This window comes from Streptomyces hyaluromycini (genome assembly GCF_002217755.1).
GTDB lineage: Bacteria > Actinomycetota > Actinomycetes > Streptomycetales > Streptomycetaceae > Streptomyces > Streptomyces hyaluromycini.
This window is the reverse complement of record NZ_BCFL01000028.1, coordinates 109,073-126,735: the sequence shown is the minus strand read 5'-3', so window position 1 is coordinate 126,735 and position 17,663 is coordinate 109,073. Positions and strand designations below refer to the sequence as shown.

Annotated in this window: 17 protein-coding genes; 6 read left to right on the top strand and 11 right to left on the bottom strand. The window is 72.7% G+C overall.

Going from position 1 to position 17,663, the window contains the following annotated elements:
* Positions 1 to 129: 129 nt before the first annotated feature.
* From SSP29_RS38010 to SSP29_RS37995, 4 genes are all read right to left on the bottom strand, one after another.
* Positions 130 to 564 (bottom strand): GNAT family N-acetyltransferase, encoded by a 435-nt coding sequence (locus tag SSP29_RS38010; protein ID WP_089105475.1) that lies wholly within the window; start codon positions 562 to 564, stop codon positions 130 to 132.
* 259 nt (positions 565 to 823) lie between these two features.
* A complete protein-coding gene (locus SSP29_RS38005; protein ID WP_089105474.1) occupies positions 824 to 3,058 on the bottom strand; it encodes a bifunctional serine/threonine-protein kinase/ABC transporter substrate-binding protein in 2,235 nt (744 codons plus the stop codon).
* A gap of 18 nt (positions 3,059 to 3,076) precedes the next feature.
* Positions 3,077 to 5,233, bottom strand: coding sequence for a bifunctional serine/threonine-protein kinase/ABC transporter substrate-binding protein (locus tag SSP29_RS38000; protein WP_089105473.1), 2,157 nt, complete (start codon positions 5,231 to 5,233; stop codon positions 3,077 to 3,079).
* Positions 5,233 to 6,117 carry a hypothetical protein gene (locus SSP29_RS37995; protein ID WP_145969000.1) on the bottom strand — a complete coding sequence of 295 codons (885 nt, stop codon included), beginning with the start codon at positions 6,115 to 6,117 and terminating at the stop codon, positions 5,233 to 5,235. The genes SSP29_RS38000 and SSP29_RS37995 overlap by 1 nt, the downstream gene beginning before the upstream one ends.
* A 257-nt stretch (positions 6,118 to 6,374) precedes the next feature.
* Between SSP29_RS37995 and SSP29_RS58805 the strand changes: the two genes are divergently transcribed.
* Positions 6,375 to 6,536 (top strand): hypothetical protein, encoded by a 162-nt coding sequence (locus SSP29_RS58805; RefSeq protein WP_167450094.1) that lies wholly within the window; start codon positions 6,375 to 6,377, stop codon positions 6,534 to 6,536.
* Between the two features lie 84 nt (positions 6,537 to 6,620).
* Positions 6,621 to 6,776: a hypothetical protein gene (locus SSP29_RS58800; protein WP_167450093.1), complete on the top strand. Its 156-nt coding sequence runs from the start codon at positions 6,621 to 6,623 to the stop codon at positions 6,774 to 6,776.
* A gap of 22 nt (positions 6,777 to 6,798) precedes the next feature.
* Here SSP29_RS58800 and SSP29_RS37990 read toward each other — a convergent pair whose 3' ends face one another.
* Together SSP29_RS37990 and SSP29_RS37985 are read right to left on the bottom strand one after the other, a co-directional pair.
* Positions 6,799 to 7,182, bottom strand: coding sequence for a limonene-1,2-epoxide hydrolase family protein (locus SSP29_RS37990; RefSeq protein ID WP_089105471.1), 384 nt, complete (start codon positions 7,180 to 7,182; stop codon positions 6,799 to 6,801).
* Between the two features lie 46 nt (positions 7,183 to 7,228).
* Positions 7,229 to 8,137: an alcohol dehydrogenase catalytic domain-containing protein gene (locus SSP29_RS37985; protein WP_089105470.1), complete on the bottom strand. Its 909-nt coding sequence runs from the start codon at positions 8,135 to 8,137 to the stop codon at positions 7,229 to 7,231.
* A gap of 87 nt (positions 8,138 to 8,224) precedes the next feature.
* Here SSP29_RS37985 and SSP29_RS37980 point away from each other — a divergent pair, with 87 nt between their 5' ends.
* Positions 8,225 to 8,785 (top strand): MarR family winged helix-turn-helix transcriptional regulator, encoded by a 561-nt coding sequence (locus tag SSP29_RS37980; protein ID WP_089105469.1) that lies wholly within the window; start codon positions 8,225 to 8,227, stop codon positions 8,783 to 8,785.
* A 52-nt stretch (positions 8,786 to 8,837) separates the two neighbouring features.
* Here the strand turns inward: SSP29_RS37980 and SSP29_RS37975 are convergent, their stop codons facing one another.
* The 3 genes from SSP29_RS37975 to SSP29_RS37965 are packed head-to-tail and all read right to left on the bottom strand — an operon-like array spanning position 8,838 to position 13,082.
* Positions 8,838 to 9,692: a TIGR03621 family F420-dependent LLM class oxidoreductase gene (locus tag SSP29_RS37975; RefSeq protein ID WP_089105468.1), complete on the bottom strand. Its 855-nt coding sequence runs from the start codon at positions 9,690 to 9,692 to the stop codon at positions 8,838 to 8,840.
* Between the two features lie 29 nt (positions 9,693 to 9,721).
* Complete coding sequence (locus SSP29_RS37970; RefSeq protein ID WP_089105467.1) at positions 9,722 to 12,289, bottom strand: ABC transporter permease; 2,568 nt, start codon at positions 12,287 to 12,289, stop codon at positions 9,722 to 9,724.
* A gap of 4 nt (positions 12,290 to 12,293) precedes the next feature.
* On the bottom strand, positions 12,294 to 13,082 hold the full coding sequence (locus SSP29_RS37965) for an ABC transporter ATP-binding protein (RefSeq protein WP_089105466.1): 789 nt from the start codon (positions 13,080 to 13,082) through the stop codon (positions 12,294 to 12,296).
* A 140-nt stretch (positions 13,083 to 13,222) separates the two neighbouring features.
* Here SSP29_RS37965 and SSP29_RS37960 point away from each other — a divergent pair, with 140 nt between their 5' ends.
* Positions 13,223 to 13,474 carry a toxin-antitoxin system HicB family antitoxin gene (locus SSP29_RS37960; protein ID WP_089105465.1) on the top strand — a complete coding sequence of 84 codons (252 nt, stop codon included), beginning with the start codon at positions 13,223 to 13,225 and terminating at the stop codon, positions 13,472 to 13,474.
* A 4-nt stretch (positions 13,475 to 13,478) separates the two neighbouring features.
* Positions 13,479 to 13,853, top strand: a complete 375-nt coding sequence (locus SSP29_RS37955; RefSeq protein WP_089105464.1) for a fic family toxin-antitoxin system, toxin component — start codon at positions 13,479 to 13,481, stop codon at positions 13,851 to 13,853.
* Positions 13,854 to 13,883: 30 nt separating this feature from the next.
* On the opposite strand, the gene SSP29_RS37950 is transcribed toward SSP29_RS37955, so the two are convergent.
* Together SSP29_RS37950 and SSP29_RS37945 are read right to left on the bottom strand one after the other, a co-directional pair.
* A complete protein-coding gene (locus SSP29_RS37950; protein ID WP_089105463.1) occupies positions 13,884 to 14,567 on the bottom strand; it encodes a class I SAM-dependent methyltransferase in 684 nt (227 codons plus the stop codon).
* A gap of 74 nt (positions 14,568 to 14,641) precedes the next feature.
* Positions 14,642 to 15,328 carry an esterase/lipase family protein gene (locus tag SSP29_RS37945; protein ID WP_089105462.1) on the bottom strand — a complete coding sequence of 229 codons (687 nt, stop codon included), beginning with the start codon at positions 15,326 to 15,328 and terminating at the stop codon, positions 14,642 to 14,644.
* Positions 15,329 to 15,447: 119 nt separating this feature from the next.
* Between SSP29_RS37945 and SSP29_RS37940 the strand changes: the two genes are divergently transcribed.
* Complete coding sequence (locus SSP29_RS37940) at positions 15,448 to 17,619, top strand: helix-turn-helix transcriptional regulator (RefSeq protein WP_245883474.1); 2,172 nt, start codon at positions 15,448 to 15,450, stop codon at positions 17,617 to 17,619.
* Positions 17,620 to 17,663: the final 44 nt, after the last annotated feature.

Here is a 17,663-nt window from a genome sequence, read left to right as displayed (position 1 = left end):
CGGACAGGGCGGACGGGACCGCGCGGTGTCGGCGGGGGGCAGGACTGGGAGGCTCGCCCATGGGGAGACGCTCACGCACCTTTCGAGGATCGACGGCTCCCTCAATGGTAAAGGATCGGCAAAGTTACCTCAGTGATCGCCGTCCGTCAGCGGCTTCACCCACCGCCGCCACTGCTCCTGGGGCTGGTACCCCGCTCCCCGCCAGGCATGGTGCGCGGTCTCGTTGCGCACCAGCACCATCGCGTCCCCGCGCCGCCCGCCGAGCCGTACGAAGCGCTCCTCCGCGGCTGTCAGCAGGGCCGACCCGATGCCCCGGCGGCGTCGCTCGGGATGCACGGCCAGCCGGTACAGATGGCAGCGCCAGCCGTCGAAGCCCGCTATCACCGTGCCGACGAGTTCACCGTCCAGTTCGGCGAGGAGCAGGGCCGCGGGGTCCGTGGCGAGGAGGCGGTCCACCCCGCCGCGGTCGTCGCTGATGCTCGTTCCTTCGGCGGCGTCGCGCCAGAACCGCAGCACGATGTCGACGTCTGAGAGGGCGGCGCAGCGGATGCGAAGTTCACTCATGGGGTGAGCCAAGCAGTGTGCTTGCAGCTCTGGCGAGCGGGTTTTCCCGGCCCGGGAGCCGAGGGGGGGGGCGAGCTGCGCGCCCGTCTGCCGGACCCTTGTGCATCGCCCACTCCGGCGGATGCCGGACGCGGTGTGTATCCGGCGGACCCTGCGCCGGTCCAACGCAAGGGGGGTGTCCGGCCGTGCTGACGTACGGGCCCAGCCGCTGCGGGGAATCCGCGCCGGTCCGTGGCGGTGGTCTTCCCGTCGCTGCTGCTCATCGTGCCTGGTCGTATCGCCCCAGGAACCGGAAATTCCCGTCCCTGGCCTGGTAGAGGAAGCTCGCCTTCTCCGCGTTCAGCGTGTGCGTGGCGTCCTGCGTGAAGCGGATCGGCTTGGCCACGCCGTCGTAGGCAGTGCGGAAGAGGCGTTCGGCGACCTGGCCGGGCTCGATTCCCGCGCCGCCCCCGAGTGCGTCGAGGACGCGGGCGATCAGGCCGACGGCGTCGTAGGCCTCGGCGGCCCAGGTTCCGGGTGCCTGGCCGTAGCGTTTGCGGTACGCGGCGGTGAACGCCTTGGACGCCTTGGTGCCGGCCGACTGCGGTTCGGTGTACGGGGCTTCGCATATCCAGCCCTCGGCCGCATCGCCCGCCGCGGCGAGGAAGGCCGGACGCATGACGGGCTCGAATCCCATGCGGGGACCGGTGAATCCGGCCGCGGCCAGGGCGCGGGCGCAGGCTGCGGCCCGGCTCGGGGAGACACCGGCGTGGATGACGGCCTGCGGGTCGGTGGCCAGGGCCTTGGCGACGGCCGGGCGGAAGTCGTCGGTGCCGGCTGCCACGGGATGGACGGTGACCGTGCCCTCGCCGGGCGGTGCCTCGCGGATGTACTGGCTGGTGTCCCAGGCCGTCTGTCCCGCGGCCTGGTCCTCGATGACGGCGGTGCGGCGCGTGGCGTGCACCCGGGTCAGGTAGAGGATGACCGGCAGGGCGCGCTCGGAACCCGATGTCCTGGTCTCGCACAGTGTGCGCCGTAGGGAGTCCCCGGACAGCCCGGCCTCGTCGGCGTCGACCGACACGAGCACGAATGGTGTCGACGCGGCCGCGTAGAGCGTACCCGCGGCGCGTGCGGCGGCGGTCGTGGTGGGGCCGACGACCGCACGGAGGGCGGACCGGGCGAGCAGGCTGCGGGCCGCGTCCTTCGCCCGCGCGGTCTCGCCTCGGTCGTCGTACCTGGCCAGGGCGAGGCGGAAGGAGGCGTCGGCGCGTGCGTTGTGGGTGGTGACGGCGAGGGCGGCCCCGCGTTCCTGCGCTGTTCCGGAGTCCTTCTGAAGCCCTGTCAGGTCGGCCTGGAAGCCGATGGTGTGCGTCGGCACGGTGCGGGGCGTGCCGGCCGGCGCCGCGGTGTTCCGTCGGCTCAGCAGTACGGCGGCGCCGGTGCCCGAGGCGGCGACCGCCAAGCCGCCGATCGCGATAATGCGGCGCCGGGGCAGCCTCTGGACCGGCTCCGGGGGAGACGGGTCCGGGGCGGCCGGCGGGCGCGGCGGCGGGTTGAGGGCGCGGGAGGAACGGTCGGCCACCAGCCGCAGCACCTCGGGAGGCAGCCAGTCGCCCTGCCCGTGGGGTCCGGCACCCCGGCTCGTGCCGTGCCCCTCCGCTCCGCCCGGCGCCCGGCCGGCGTCCGGTGCCCGGACGGTCACCGCCTCGAACGCGTCACGGAGTTCGGCGGCCGTGGGCCGGTGCCGGGGGTCTTTGGCGAGGCAACCGGTGATCGCCTCGTGCACCGGTGGCGGCAGGAGACGGTCCAGGCCGGTGAGGTCGGGGTTCTCGTGGACGGTGCGGTACAGGACCGCGGCCGCGTCGCCGGTGCCGAACGGCCGTCGGCCCGTGGCCGCGTACGCCAGCACGCAGCCGAGGGAGAAGACGTCGCCGGGCGGGCCCACCTCGCCCTCATGGGGCCGGGCCTGTTCGGGGGAGAGGTAGCCGGGGGTGCCGATGATCACGTCGGGGGCGGTCAGCGCGGTGGTGCCGGTGCCTTGGGCGATGCCGAAGTCGATCAGCCGGGGCCCGTCGTGGGCGAGCAGGATGTTGCCGGGTTTGACGTCGCGGTGGACCAGGCCCGCCGCGTGCACCTCGGCCAGTGCGTGCGCCAGACGCGCGCCGAGTACGACGACGGTGTGCGCGGGCAGCGGGCCGTGTCCGTCGACCGTCTCGGCCAGTGACGGGCCGGGCACGAAGGCGGTGGCGAGCCATGGCTCGCGCGCCTCGGTGTCGGCGGCCGTCACCGGCACCACCCAGCGGCCGTCGAGCCCGGTGGCGAGCCGTACCTCGCGGCGGAAGCGGGCCCGGAAGGCGGGATCCGCGGCGTACTCGGCGCGGATCATCTTCACGGCGACGAGTGCCCCGTCGGCGGCGCGGGCCAGATAGACCGTGCCCATGCCGCCGGCTCCGAGCCGGGCGAGCAGCCGGTGCCCGCCGAGTGTCTCGGGGTCCTCGGCCCGCAGCGCACGCATCGCCTGCTCCCGCCGCCGTCAGGACGCGGGCAGCGTGCCGACGTAGGCGAACCGGCCGCCGTCGACCCGGTAGTGGTACGTGTGCTGCGTGGTGAGCTCCTTGTTCTTGTTGAACGCGTACGTCGTGGTCAGCCCTTTGAACCGGGCCTTGGCGAGGGCCTTGGTGACCTGGGCGCGGCTGGGGCGTCCGACGCCCTCCCGGGCCAGGGCGGTGAGCCGGTCGGCGACGAGGCGGGCGGTGTCGTAGGCCTCCGGCGCCCAGACACCCGGTGCGCTGCCGTAGCGCTTGCGGTAGGCGGTGGCGAAGGCACGTACGGGTGTGGCGTCCGGGCTGCTGTACGGGGTCAGGGTCTGCCAGCCGTCGGCCGCGTCCCCCGCCGCGGTGATGAAGGCCGCGGTGGCCGTGGGCGCGTCCAGGAAACGTGGCCCCGTGAAGCCCCGGTCGGCCAGGGCGCGGGCGACCTTGGCGGCGCGCTCGGGGGTGCCGGTGCAGAAGAAGCCGTCGATGTCGTGGGCGAGCATGTCGGCGACCACCACGGACGCGTCCGGCGCGGCGGCGGGCACGACCCTGGCGTACAGGCCGGTTCCGTGGGCGCGGGAGGTGTCGCGGACGATCTGCGCGGACTCCAGGCCGGTGATCCGCCCCGCGCGGTCGATCAGCAGGCCCGGGCGGCGGGAACCCAGGGCGGCCAGGGTGAAGACGGCGTTGTAGACGGCGAAGGCGGCCATGGGCGCGGTCCGGAAATACGCCTTCGGTTCAGCCAGCAGGGCCGACTCCGCGGCGGTGAGGGAGAGTTCGGACACGGTCAGCACCGGGAGCCCGGCTCCCTCGTAGACCTCCAGGGCGGCCTCGGCCGAGGCGTAGCCGGTGGGGCCGAGGACGGCGAGCACATCGTCCTCGCCGGTCAGCTGCCTGGCCACCTGCTCCGCCCGGGCCGCCTCACCCCGGTCATCCGCCACCCGGAGAGCGAGGGTGAACGGCTTGTCCTCGCGGGAATTGAACTGCTCCACGGCCAGCCGGGCGGCGCGCTCCTGTGCCGTCCCGGCCTCCTTCTGCGGTCCGCTCAGGTCCGCGTGGACGCCCAGGACCCAGCGCCGGCCGGTGGACCGCGCCGCCGCATCCTGCTTGTCGTCGCCGCGCAGCGCCGCCCAGAGGGCAGCGCCGCCGCCCGCCGCGAGCAGGGCCGCGCCGCCTGCGGCCAGTGCCAGGACCCGGCGGCGCCCCGGCGCCCCGGCACCGGTGTCCGGCCCGTCGCCCGCGGAGACCTCGGTCGGTTCGACGCCGGGCAGGGCCAGCATCTCGGCGGACCGGTCCGCGACCATGGTGACCACCGCGTCCGGCAGCCAGTCGATGGAGTCGGCCGGGGCGTCCTCCACCAGTTCCGTGTCCGCCTCGGCCGCCGTGGGCCGGGCCGCGGGCTCCTTGTCCAGGCAGCGCTGAAGCAGCGTGCGCAGTTCGGCGTCGTCGATGCCGTCCAGGTCCGGCGTGTCATGGACGGTCCGGTAAAGCAACGCGTCCGCCGTGCCGGTGCCGAACGGAGGCCGGCCGGTGGCCGCGTACGCCAGCACGCAGCCGAAGGAGAACACATCGCTCGCCGGGCCGACCTCCAGGGCCCGCGCCTGCTCGGGGGAGAGGAAACCGGGCGTGCCCACCACCACGCTGTCCGAGGTCAGTTCCGTCTCCTCGGCAGCCGTGGGCCGCGCGATGCCGAAGTCGATCAGCCGGGGCCCGTCGAGGGCGAGCAGGATGTTGCCGGGTTTGACGTCCCGGTGCACCAGAGCGGCGTCGTGCACCGCGGCCAGCGCCCGCGCCAGCACCTTGCCCAGTATCCGCACCGCGCGCGTCGGCAGCGGCCCGCAGGCCACGACCGCCTCGGCCAGCGACGGACCCGGCACGAACGCCGTGGCCAGCCACGGTGCCCCGGCCTCGGTGTCGGCGCCCACCACCGGCACCACCCACGGGCTGTCCACCCGCCGGGCGGAGACCACCTCCCGGCGGAACCGGGCCCGGAACTCCGCCTGGTCGGCGTACTCCGGCTGGATCACCTTCACCGCGGCCAGGTCCCCGGCCTCGGTACGGGCCAGGTAGACCACGCCCATGCCGCCGGCGCCCAGCCGTCCCAGCAGCCGGTGGCCGCCGAGGCGGGACGGATCGGAGGGAAGCAGACGCTCCATCACGCACCCTCCTCCGGGTCCGACGTCGCCTTCGGCGTCGACGTGCCCGCACCGGCCGAGGTCTCCGGCTCCGGCGAGGCGGCTCCCAACGCGGCGGGGCTCCCGATCTCGTACTTCACGTTCAGCAGCATCCTGGGCAGGGCTCTCTGGACAAGGGTCCACAGTTCGTCCACTGCGCGTCCCCGGCCCCCGCACACGGAGGTGCTGACCACCACGGGGCCCAGCGCGGCCTGGTCGTACTTGTACGGATACGGGCCGCCGCGGGAGTCACTCACGCACAGGCCCGTCTCCTCCAGCGATTCGTCGCTGTAGTCGTTGTGTCCCTCACCCCGCGCGTACACGGTCGAGCTCAGTTCCGTGAGTTGCTCACCCGGCCGCAGAAGCTCCTTCTGGCAGCCGAAGGACTCCTCCACCATTCCGGCCTGCTCCCAGGCCGCGTCCAGCGTCGTACGGTGCACGGTGATCGTGGCCGACAGCCGCACCGGCCCCTTGCCGCCCCCGGCGGGCACTTCGAAGTGCCGGGTCAGCGTGGCCAGTACGCCAGCGGGCAGGTTCTCCGACTGCCAGGCGCAGCCGTCGCCCAGCAGTGCCCAGCGGCTCGGGTCGCTCTCGTACGGGGTCGTCCGCACCACTCCCTGCCCGAACAGCTCCGGGCCGGCGATCACTTTCCTGATCAGCGTCCGGGCCTGGGCCGCGGTCCTCGGCTGCTTCGCGGGATCCGTTTCGAAGGTCGGCGAGGCCGTCGGCGAGGCCCCGCCCGTGCGCGCGTCCGCAGCCGCCCCGGCCTTCGTGTCGCCGCCGTTTTCGCCAGCTGTGCAGCCGACCAGCAGTAACCCGCACATCACCAGGGCACCGCACATGTGCAGGCCTCTCGCATTCGCCACGATCCCGCCCCTCGTCGCGTGCTCGTCCAGTGCGATGCCCCGCGCCGCGGGGGGAACTGCCGAGTCGACGTGTGCCTCGCCCCTGTACCGATGCCACTCGGGCATCCGGCGGTTCCCGGACTTCTGATTCCGGTTTCGCGGGTGACGACGACTTGCGGAGCCGATCGGATCGTAGCCGGTGCACGAACGCGCCCGGCTCAACACGCAATGATTCCAAGCTAGTTGGAGACGACCGGAGGGAACCCGCGCCGTCTGCCGTGTCGGGTCCCGCGGAGTACCAGCGGTTCCTGACGCTGATCGCTGCGCCGCCGCGGGCGGTGGCCTGTCGGGACGTGTGCGAACAGCTCGGCGTGCCGATCGCCGCCAAGAACATCGAGGGCGTGCGTAGCAAGCTCAAGCGCCTGGTGGAACGGGGCTGACTGATCCAGACGCAGCCGGTCAGGTTCACGCCCCGTCCCTGACCGGGCCGGCGGCGGTAACACAGAAGGCTGACATCCCGTGTCGTGGAGGCCTCGACGGTGCGCCGCTGGGTCCTGGAGGCCATCGGGCTGCCGGCGGCCAAGACCCGGAGACTGGACCAGGTACAGATGAACGCCCGGCACGCCACCGAGTTGCCGCGCGCCCTGCGCGTCCTGACCAGCGGCGAGTTCACCCGCTGACAGAGGACGAGGAGGTCCGGCCTTATCCCATCCGGCTGGTGAACTGGTTCATGTCGAAATAGTCGCGCCAGGCGTTGATCTTGCCATCAGTGACCTCGAAGGTCCCCATGACCGGCAGTTCGAACGATTTGTCAGGGAGCTTGAAGACGTCCACCCGCTCGGTCATCACGATCGGTCCGTCGGCTGCGATGTTGACGACGCGGAACTCGATGTGCTCAATGCCTGGCGGGCCAGGGCGGATGAACGAGGTGATGGTGTCAGCGATGGCCTCCCGGCCGGTGATCGGCGCCAGCGGGATGTTGTGGTAGACGGCGTCGTCGCTGAAAAATGCTGCCAGTTCGGCGGCCCCGGCGTTGTCCGACCACGCCGCGCAGAACCTGCGCACGACCTCGATTGGGCTCTCCATCCGGCTCCCCTTGCGGTTGATCTTGACAGTACGCTGCGACAGGCCGCTAAGCGGTGAGGATGAGCTTTTCGTGCGCTGCGCCCCCTTCGAGGAGGGCGTGCGCCTGCGCCGCGTCCCGCATCGGCAGCAGCCGCTGGGCACGCAGGCGGAGTCGCCCGGAAGCGAGGAGCGGCATGGTCTGCTCGACCGCGTCGGGGGCACGGTCCGGGGTGGGGGCGGAGAGGGCGACGCCGAAGTCGGCCGCGTGCTCGTCCGCGAGGGTGATCACGCGCGCGGGGCCGCCGGCGAGTTCGACAGCGTCGCGGAGACCGCCCTTGCCTCCGGCGTCGAAGACGGCGTCCACCGTGCCGACGTGCGCGCGCATCTGCGCACGGAGCGCCGGTCCGTAGCGGACCGGGATCGCGCCGAGATCCTTGGCGAACTGCTCGTCGCCCGGGCCGGTGGCGCTGAAGACCGTGAGGCCCTGGGACACGGCCAGCTGGGTGGCGATCACGCCGACCGAGCCTCCGCCTCCGAGGACGAGCAGAGTCTCGCCGGAGGTGACGCCGAGCTGACGCAGGACGCCGACGGCGGCTTCGGCCGAGGCGGGCAGCGCTGCGGCGTCGGCCCAGCTGACGGTCGCCGGTTTGACGGTCCAGGCCGAGGCGAGGGCGTATTCGCCGTACCCGCCGAGCGCGGGCAGCTGGGCGGCGACCTCGTCACCCGGCGACACGCCGGTCACGCCCGGACCGAGGGCGTCGACGGTGCCGGCGGCCTCGAAGCCGAGAACGGCGGGGTCGGGCAGCGGGAAGACCTCTCGGAGCCCGCCGCGCCGGATCTTCAGGTCGGTCGGGCCGACTCCCGCCGCGTGTACGCGCATCCTGATCTGGCCGGGCCCGGGTGCGGGCAGGGCGACTTCCGACCACACGAGCGTCTCGGGCGATCCGTATCCGGTGAGCACTGCTGCGTACGGCATCGGTACCTCCTGCTCCTGGCGGTCCGCGCGAGATGATGTGGGAGCGGGCACGCCTCGACGGTGTGCTGGACAGAAAGCATAGGTGATATGTCACGCAATGCCAACGGCGGCGCGCCGGTGCCCGAGGGCGGGTGGCTCGACGGCGAACAGCAACGAGCCTGGCTGGCGTACATCCGGGTTCAGCTGCGGCTGACCTACGAGATGAATCGCCAGCTGCAGTCCGACAGCGATCTGTCCCTGCCGGACTACGACGTCCTGACGGCCCTGAGCGTCGCCGACGGGGGCCCGATGCCGATCACGGTGCTGGCCGCGCAGATCGGCTGGGAGCGCAGCCGGGTCTCGCACCACGTGCGGCGGATGGCCAAGCGGGAACTGGTGAGCTGCGGCCTGTCCGCGAACGACCGGCGCGTGACCGAGGTGAGTCTGACCCGACACGGCCAGCAGGTGCTGGAGGCCGCGGCTCTGGGACACGTGGAACTCGTGCGTCGCCTGTTCTTCGACGGCTTGCCGCGCGAGCTCGTCGGGCCGCTGAGCCAGGCGCTGGAGAGCGTCTACGCGAACATCATCGCGCAGGGCACGCTGCCGCCGCCGGTGGACTGGCATCCGCCCGGGGCGAGTGACCGGCGGCGGGCGCCGGGCCTGACTTAGAGACCACCCGATGGATCCCCGCGCGACCGCGCACGCCCACCGGCCGATTCCGCTACGCGGACAGTTCCGTGATCGCCGGAGCGAACGCCTCCATGTACGGCTCCAGCACGGTCAGATACGAGAACCCGTACCGCTCGCGCAGCCCCCGCACCTGCCGCACGACCTCCTCCAGTGTGCCGACGAGGACGGTCGGCAGGGCGAGGGCCTGTTCCAGGGTCAGCTCCGGCCGCCGTTCCAGCAGCGGGCCGAGCGCGGATGACGGGTCGTCGGTGATCGCCACGATCTGGATGAGCAGGTTCCGTTCGGCGGGTTCCTCGCGGCCGGCCTCCAGCCGGGCGTAGCGGGCCACCCGTTCGTCGAGTTCCTCCGCCGTGACCGGCTCCAGGCGGCCCGCCGCGTTTCCCGGCGTCAGGCGGGCCCCGGCGAAGGCCGCGACGTCCGCGTGCTCGGCGGTCAGCCGCAGCATCCGGTCGCCGTTGCCGCCGATCAGCAACGGCACCCCGCACCCCTCGGACTTCGACAACTCCTCGACCGTGCGCCGCAGATGGTCCACCCGCTCGCCCGGCGAGCCGAACGGCAGCCCGGCCCGGTCGTGCTCCGCCCGCACATAGCCGGTGCCGAGCCCGAGTTCGAGACGGCCGCCGGTCAGCGCGGCGGTCGTCGCCACCTCGCGGGCCAGCAGCGTCGGGTTCCAGAAGGCCGCGTTGAGCACGAAGGTGCCGAGCCGGGGCCGCTCGGTGGCCCCGGCCGCCGCGACCAGTGCGGGGAACGGCGCCGGCATGCCGAGATGGTCGGGGACGAGGAGCACGTCGTACCCGAGTTCCTCGGCGCGCCGGCACTTCGCGCGCCACTCGCCGGCCGACGCGGGCGTGAGCAGGTTGACCCCGAAGCGGAACGGACGCGGCATGAACTCTCCTCAGAAGCCGATGACTTGAGTCACTCGTGTGCGATGGCCGCCAGCACGTTCATGCGCGAGGCACGCAACGCGGGCAGCAGCGCGGCCACGATGCCCACGACCGCCGAGCCGATCACGACCGCGACGATCGTGCCCCACGGAACGGCGAGCGCCTTCATGCCCTGGAGCGCCAGGACCTGCTGGACGCACACGCCCCACACCAGGCCGAGCGCGAGCCCCAGCACCGCGCCGAACACCGCGATCACCACCGACTCCAGCCGGATCATCCGGCGCAGCTGCCGGCGGGCCAGCCCGATCGCGCGCAGCAGCCCGATCTCCCGGGTGCGCTCCACGACCGACAGGGCCAGGGTGTTGACCACGCCGAGCACCGCGATCACGATCGCCAGGCCCAGCAGCGCGTAGACGAGGTAGAGCAGCACGGCGATCTGGTCGTGCACCAGCTTCTTGTAGTCGGCCTGGTCGCGGACCTGCACCTGCGGGTACGGCGCCAGTGTCTTCTCCAGCCGCGAGCGCAACTGGTCGGCACTGGTGGCCGGGGCCCGGTTGACGTACAGCGAGGAGTCCTGGCCGCCGGGGACGTACTTCTCCACGGTGGCGATGCCGAAGAACAGCCCGCCCTGCGTGCCGAAGCCGCCGCTGCTGTCCTGGTCGGTGAGGGCGCCCACCTTCATCTCGGCCCGCTTCCCGCCCTGGAACTCGACCGGGAGCACGCTGCCGAGGCGCACCTTGTGGTCCTTCGCGAAGGTGACGTCCATGCCGAGGCTGCCGGCGGCCAGCGCGGCCGCGGTGTCGCCGCCCTTGTAGGCGACATGGGCGACCTCGTCGACCTGGGCGTCGTACCCGGCGGCGGTCGTGGTGACCCGCTTGCCGTCCGGGAGCCGTACCGCCACCGGCGCGAACCGCTGCCGTACGACGAGACCCACGCCTTCGGTGCCTCGCACCTTGTCGGTGATCTCCCGGGTGAACGGCAGGAAGTTGCTGTTCTGGACGACGAAGTCGGCGCCCAGCGTCTTGTCGATCTGCTGGTCGAAGGACTTGGACATGGAGGCGCTGGCCACCGACATCCCGCCGACCAGGGCGAGCCCCACCATGAGCGCGGCGGCGGTGGCACCGGTGCGGCGCGGGTTGCGCAGGGCGTTGCGCTGGCTCATCCGGCCGACCGGGCCGAAGAGGGCGGGGAACGCCCCGCCGAGGACCCGGATCACCGGCCGGACCAGCAGCGGTCCGGCGATGACCGTCGCGATCAGGGTCAGCACGACCCCGAGGCCGAGCAGCGAGGCGGCGGAGGCGGTCTTCGAGGCCGCGGCACAGCCCGCGAGGGCCGCCGCCCCGATCGCCCCGACGGCCCCGCCCACGATCGCCCGCGTCCTGAGCGGCCTGCCCACCCCGGCGATCTCGGCGTCCGCGAGCGCCGCCATCGGCGACACCGTGGCCGCGCGCCGGGCGGGCAGATACGCGGCGACGAAGGTGACGCCGACCCCCACGACGTACGCCGCGACCGGCGTGCCCCAGCCGATGACCATCTCGGTGGCCTTGAGGTTCATCCCGAACGCGCTCATCAGTTTGATCAGCCCGAACGCCAGCCCGACCCCGGCGCCCAGGCCCAGCGTCGAACCGACAAGACCCAGCAGCACCGCCTCGGTGAGCACGGACCGCCGCACCTGCCGCCGGTCGGCGCCCAGGGCGCGCAGCAGCCCCAGTTCCCGGGTGCGCTGGGCGATCAGCATGGAGAAGGTGTTGACGATGAGGAAGACGCCCACCAGGGTGGCGATCCCGGCGAATCCCAGCATCACGTACTTGATGACGTCGAGGAAGCCGCCGAGGTCCGCGGCCGACGACTTGGCCTGCTCGTCGGCGGTCTTCAGGTCGTACGTCCCGGTCCCGATCGCCGCGCCGATACGGCCCTTCAGCTCGGCGTCGGTCACCCCCTGCGCCGCGTCCACCGAGATGCTGGTGGCCCGGCCGGTGGCGCCGAGCAGTTCCTTCGCGGCGACCGCCGGGTCGAGGAAGACCAGGGCCGCGCCGGGGTTGGTGGTGGTGAAGGTGGCGATCCCGACGATCTCGACCTTGAAGGTGCCGGGCTGGGCCTGCACGGTCAGCGTGTCGCCGATCCGGACGTGCTTCTTGTCGGCGGTGTCGGCGTCGAGGAGGGCCTGGCCGGCGCCCTGCGGGGCGTGCCCGGAGGTGAGCTTCACGGGGCTGCGACGGGTCAGGTACCAGTCGGTGGCGATGGTCGGGGCGCCGGTGGTCGGACCGACCGACTTGTTGTGGCTGTCGACCACCACGATGTTCTGCACGGAGACGTCCGCGTGGGTGTCCGCGACCCCGTCGACCTTCGCGACCTCGCCCGCCAGCGCGGCCGGCACGGTCTGGACGGCGCCGGTCGGCACCGACGACTTGAGGTCCTGCTTCGGCTCCACCGTGACGTCGGCGGAGGTGGAGGCGAACAGCCGGTCGAAGGTGCGGGTGACGGTGTCGGAGAAGATCAGGCTGCCCGCGACGAACGCCACGGACAGGACGATGGCCAGCGCGGACAGCATCAGCCGTCCCTTGTGCGCGAGGAAGCTGCGCAGGGTTGCCTTCAGCACCGGGTCAGTCCTCCTCGGGCCCAGCGGACCCGCGTCCGACGTCGAATCGCTTCATTCGTTCGAGTACCGCGTCCGCGGTCGGCCCCTCCATCCGGTCCACGATCCGGCCGTCCGCGAGGAAGAGCACCAGGTCGGAGTGGGCGGCGGCGCCCGGGTCATGGGTCACCATGACGACCGTCTGGCCCAGCTGGTCGACCGCCTCCCGCAGGAAGCCCAGCACCTCCAGACCGGCCCGTGAGTCCAGGTTCCCGGTCGGCTCGTCGGCGAAGATCAGCTCCGGGCGGGAGACCAGCGCCCGCGCGCAGGCCACCCGCTGCTGCTGGCCGCCGGAGAGCTGCGTCGGCCGGTGCCCCAGCCGGTCCCGCAGCCCGAGCGTGTCGATGACCTGGTTCAGCCACTTCTCGTCGGGCTTCTTGCCCGCGATGTCCATGGGCAGGGTGATGTTCTCGGCGGCGTTCAGCGTCGGGATCAGGTTGAACGACTGGAACATGAACCCGATCCGGTCCCGGCGCAGCCGCGTCAGCTCGCGCTCCCGCAGCCCGGTTATCTCGGTGCCGCCGAGCCAGACCTGACCGGCCGACACGGTGTCCAGCCCCGCCAGGCAGTGCATCAACGTGGACTTGCCGGAGCCCGACGGGCCCATGACCGCGGTGAAGCGGCCGCGGGCGATGTCCACGTCCACCGAGTCCAGTGCGAGCACCGCCGTCTCGCCCGCGCCGTACGCCTTGGTCAGCCCGCGCGCACGGGCCGCGACCCCGTCGGCGGCGGGTGCCTCCGCAGCTGCTGTGGACAAGACTGCCTCCCCGTTTCATGCGTCGGTCACCCGACCTCTTTGTCCGGGTCGAGCGTAGTGTGACCCGTCCCACAGCCGGTATCACTTTTCGATTCCGATGCGCGCTGGCATTGCTAGCGCATCCGCGCTAGCTTCGAGATATGGCGAAGACCCAGCTGAACGTGCGCGTGGACGAGGGCACCGCCAAGGCGGCCCGCGAACGCGCTCTCGCGCGCGGTGTGAGCGTCAACCGCTACATAGAGGAACTGGTCATGCAGGACACGGGTGAAGCGGGCCGTACGTTCGTCGAGGCCGCCGCCGATTTCATGAAGCAGTACGAGTCCGTCTTCGCCGAGGAGTTCGGCGAGACGCGCGATGTCGACATCACTGACAAGACCGAAGGTCGTCACTGATCCCTTGAGCGACCTGACGATCGACCTCGCCTGGCTTCTCATGCTCGCCGAACAGAAGACCCCGGGTGACCCGCAGGTCACCGACTGGGGTGCGCTGATCGCCGCCGTCGCCAGGCATCAGGCCGAGATATTCGACGTCCCCGTCTACGACACCCCGCACGCCCGGGCCGCCGCCCTGCTCCAGCTTCTGATCCACGTCCCGGCCCTTGAGCGCTCCAACGCCCTGTTCGCGTCCTCGGTCGCCTACGCCTACCTGGTCGCCAGCGGCCTCAAGGTCGCCACCTCGCCCGAGCAGGTCCGCGACCTCGCCCGGCTGGTCAAGAACGGCCAGGCGGGCGTTGCCGACATCGCGGAGGAACTGCGCCGCTGGAGCCTGTGAGCGGTCCGGCGGAGCCCGTGACCAGGCTTTTCAGGCTTCCGGGGGCCTGCGGGCGACGCCCAGCGCGCAGTACGAGGAGGGCAGCCGCGGGCCGTTCTCCGGCAGGAACACCCGGCGGTAGGGCCCGAGTTCGAAGCCGGCCGCGCGCAGCTCGGCGACCGGGTCCCGGGACAGATGGCAGTTGCCGCTCAGCAGCGGCCACACCGTCCGGTCCAGGGCCCGCTGGGTGAGCCTCATCGCCGGGCCGCCGCCCGCGCCGTGCTCGAAGAACCGCAGCTCACCGCCCGGCCGCAGGACCCGCCGCACCTCCGCGAGCGCCCGCCGCACGTCCCGGACACTGCACAGCACCAGCGAGAGCACCGCCGCGTCGAAGGCCTCGCTCTTCACCGGCAGCGCCTCCGCCGCGCCCGGCACCACGTCCACCGGGACATCGGCGCGGACGGCGGCCTCCGCCGCCAACTGCCGCAGCGTGCGCTCCGGTTCGATCGCGACGACCTCCGCGACCGAACCGGGATACCGCGCGAAATTGAGCCCGTTGCCGGCCCCGATCTCGATCACGCGCCCGGACAGCCCGGAGAGCAGCCGCTCCCGGATCGCGGCCATGCCGAGTCCGGTCTCGGCGGTCACGCTGCAACGGGCGTAGAAACGGGCGAACAGCGGGTGGTGGACGGGATCCCGCACCGGTGTCCCGGCGCCGGCGGACAGCAGCCGCATGACGGACCTCCCTACGGAAGCAGGCCTACGGTGATTGTCCCCCGCACGGGCCCGCCGCACCCCCGCAGTAGGTCCTACGAGATGAAGTCGCGCACCTGTTCGTACACCCCGTAGTTGTCGTTCATGTCGGTGTGCGAGATGCAGCCGACGTCGACGTTGGTCGCCCCGCTCAGCTCCGCCGAGGTGTCCGGGTCGATCGCCGCGTCGCAGTCCGACCAGTACGCCGCGTACGAGACGCTGCCGGGCGTCTCGTCACCGGAGTTCAGGGCGGTCAGGAACGAGCTGCCGGTCGTCATCTCCTTGCAGGACGTGTACAGCCACCCGCACAGCGAGGCGACGCTCGTCCCGTGGTTCACCCCGGCGACCGAGACGAAGTGGTCCACGTACGAGGTCCCGCCGAGGTTCTTGAGGTAGTAGCGGCTGTTGAGCGCGCCCATGGAGTGGACCACCAGGTCGACCTTGGAGGCGCCGGTCGTGGAGAGGACGGACTGGATGTAGGCGGACAGCGTCGAGGCGGTGGTGACGTTCGACTTGGTCCAGTCGTACGAGATCGCGTACAGCTCGGAGGACGAGTAGCCGTCCGCCTCGAAGTCCGAGATCCAGGTGTTCCAGCTGCTGGAGTCGCTGCTCAGACCGTGGACGAACACGATCGGTTCGTGACTCGCCGCGTGCGCGGTACCGGCGGTCAGGGGGAGGGACAGAAGGAGCGAACCGGCTATCGCCGACAGAGCGGTTGCGATGCGACGCTTGGCGCGCTGCATGATGCCTCCTGAAACGGGTGGGGTTGTTCAGGAGTGTCGGGACGGGTCTACGCGCGCCGCATCGGCGAAGTCGCCAGTCTTTACGAGTCAACTAACTCGCCAGTAACGTCTTTGGTGTGGTGATACCGGTGAACCCCCCACCTCTCGACCGCACTTCGCCACCGCAGCCGACCGACGCGGGGCCGTGCCCGGCTTCCGCACTCCCCGAGGGCGTCCGCGCCCGGGTGCTCCGCGTCGTATACGAAGATCAGCGCGCCGTGGCCGAACTCGTGCCGCGTCTCACCGAACGGCAGGCGGCCGGCGCCGACCCGCTGCCGGTCGAACCGGCCGAACTGGCGCCGGGGTTGCTCCATGCCCTGCGCCGGGAGATCCGTGTCCTGCCCGACGAGACCCGGCTGCTGTTGCTGCTCGCCGCCGCCGACCAGTACCCGGTGGCCACCCACGCCTTCCTGCGGGCGGTCACCGCCGGCCGGCTCGACACCCGCCCGCTGGAGGCGGCCGAGGCGGCCGGGGTCGCCCACGCCAGTGCCGGCGGGGTGTTCTTCCGGGACGCCTGGACCCGGATCGCCGCCTACGGGACCGCCTCACCGGCCGACCGGCGCGAGGCCCACCTGCTGCTCGCCCGGGTGCTCGGCGGCAAGGACGAGACGACCCGCCGCTCCTGGCACCGGGGCGCCGCCGCGCTCGGCCCCAGCACCCGGCTCGCGGCGGAATTGCGCACCGCCGCCGACCGGGCCCGCGCCGAAGGGCGGCCCGCCCTGGCCCGCGCCCTCGCCGAACGCGCCGCCGACCTCTGCCCCGACCCGGCCGAGGAGGCCCGGCTGCTCGCCCGGGCCGCCGCCGACGCCTGGTGCTCCGGGGAGCCCGACCGGGCCAGACGGCTCGCCGCCCGTACCGACAACTCCGCCCTCAACGGCGTCCTCGCCCTCAGAGCCGGCAACGCGGCCGAGGCCTTCGACGCCCTGCTCACCGCCGCCGTACGGCAGGAACGTTCCGCCGACGCCGTCGAACTCCTCGCCCTCGCCACCGAGGCCGCCGTCTACACCGGTGACCTGAGACGCTGCCGCGAGGCCCATGTCCTCGCCCAGTGGCTGGACCTCCCGCCGTCCGGCATCCTCGCCGCACTCGCCTGCGCCGTCGAAGGCCGCTACGCCGACGCCCGCGTCCTCCTCAAGGCCACCGCGGGCCGCTGCGGGCCCGGCGGCGCCCCCGGTCCGCTGATCCACTCCGGCATCGCCGCGCTGATGCTCGGCGACCACACCCGGACCGTCACCGCGACCCTCCGGGCCGCCGCCTCCGCCCGGGCCCGCGGCATCCCCGGGACGGAAGCGCAGGCCATGGAGTTCCGTGCCTACGCCGACTTCTGGACCGGCCGCCCGCGGGCCGCCGAGGCCGCCGCCCAGGAGGCCCTGCGCCAGGCGCACGCCACCGGGCAGGACAACGGGGCCTGCCATCTCCAGGCCGCGCTCGCCATGTTCGCCGCCGTCACCGGCGACGAACAGGCCTGCCGGGAGCGCGCTGCGGCCGCCCGCTCGCACGCCCTGGCGCACGGACTGGGCCTGCCCGCCGCCCTCGCGCAGTGGGCGCTCGCCTTCCTCGACCTGACCAACGGCCGCTTCCCGGCGGCCGCCGCGCGGCTGCGCGCCCTCGCCGGGTTCGGTCCCGGACACGGCCACCGGGCCATCCGGCACCTGGCCACCCCGCACTACGTCGAGGCCGCGGTCCGCACCGGCGACACCCGGGTCGCCCGCGCCGCGCACGCCGACTACCACCGCTGGGCCACCGCCGTCCGCAGCACCGACGACCTCGCGCTCAGCGCCCGCTGCCGGGCCCTGCTCGCCCCCGGCGCCGAGGCGGTCCAGCACTACCGTGCCGCCCTTGACCTGCACGCCCGCGGCACCCGGGACTTCGAACGCGCCCGCACCGAGCTGCTGTTCGGCGGTGCGCTGCGCCGGCTGCGGCAGCGCACCGAGGCCCGTGACCGGCTGCACAGCGCCCTGGAGGCCTTCGAGTCCTTCGGCGCCCCGCACTGCGCCGCCCAGGCCCGCGCCGAACTCCGCGCCCTGGGCACCCCGTTGACCCCGCACACCGGGACCGACCCGGCCGCCGTGCTCACCGCCCAGCAGCTGATGGTCGCCCGGATGGCGGCCGAGGGCGCCACCAACCGAGAGATCGCCGACCGGCTCAACCTCAGCCCCCGCACCATCGACCACCATCTGCGGGGGGTCTTCAGCCGGTTGGGGATTCGATCCCGGATCGAACTGGTACGGCTACTTGGGGAGTCGCCGTAGCAGGCCGTCGGTCGGGGGCGCCGGTGGAGCGCCCCTTCAGGGGC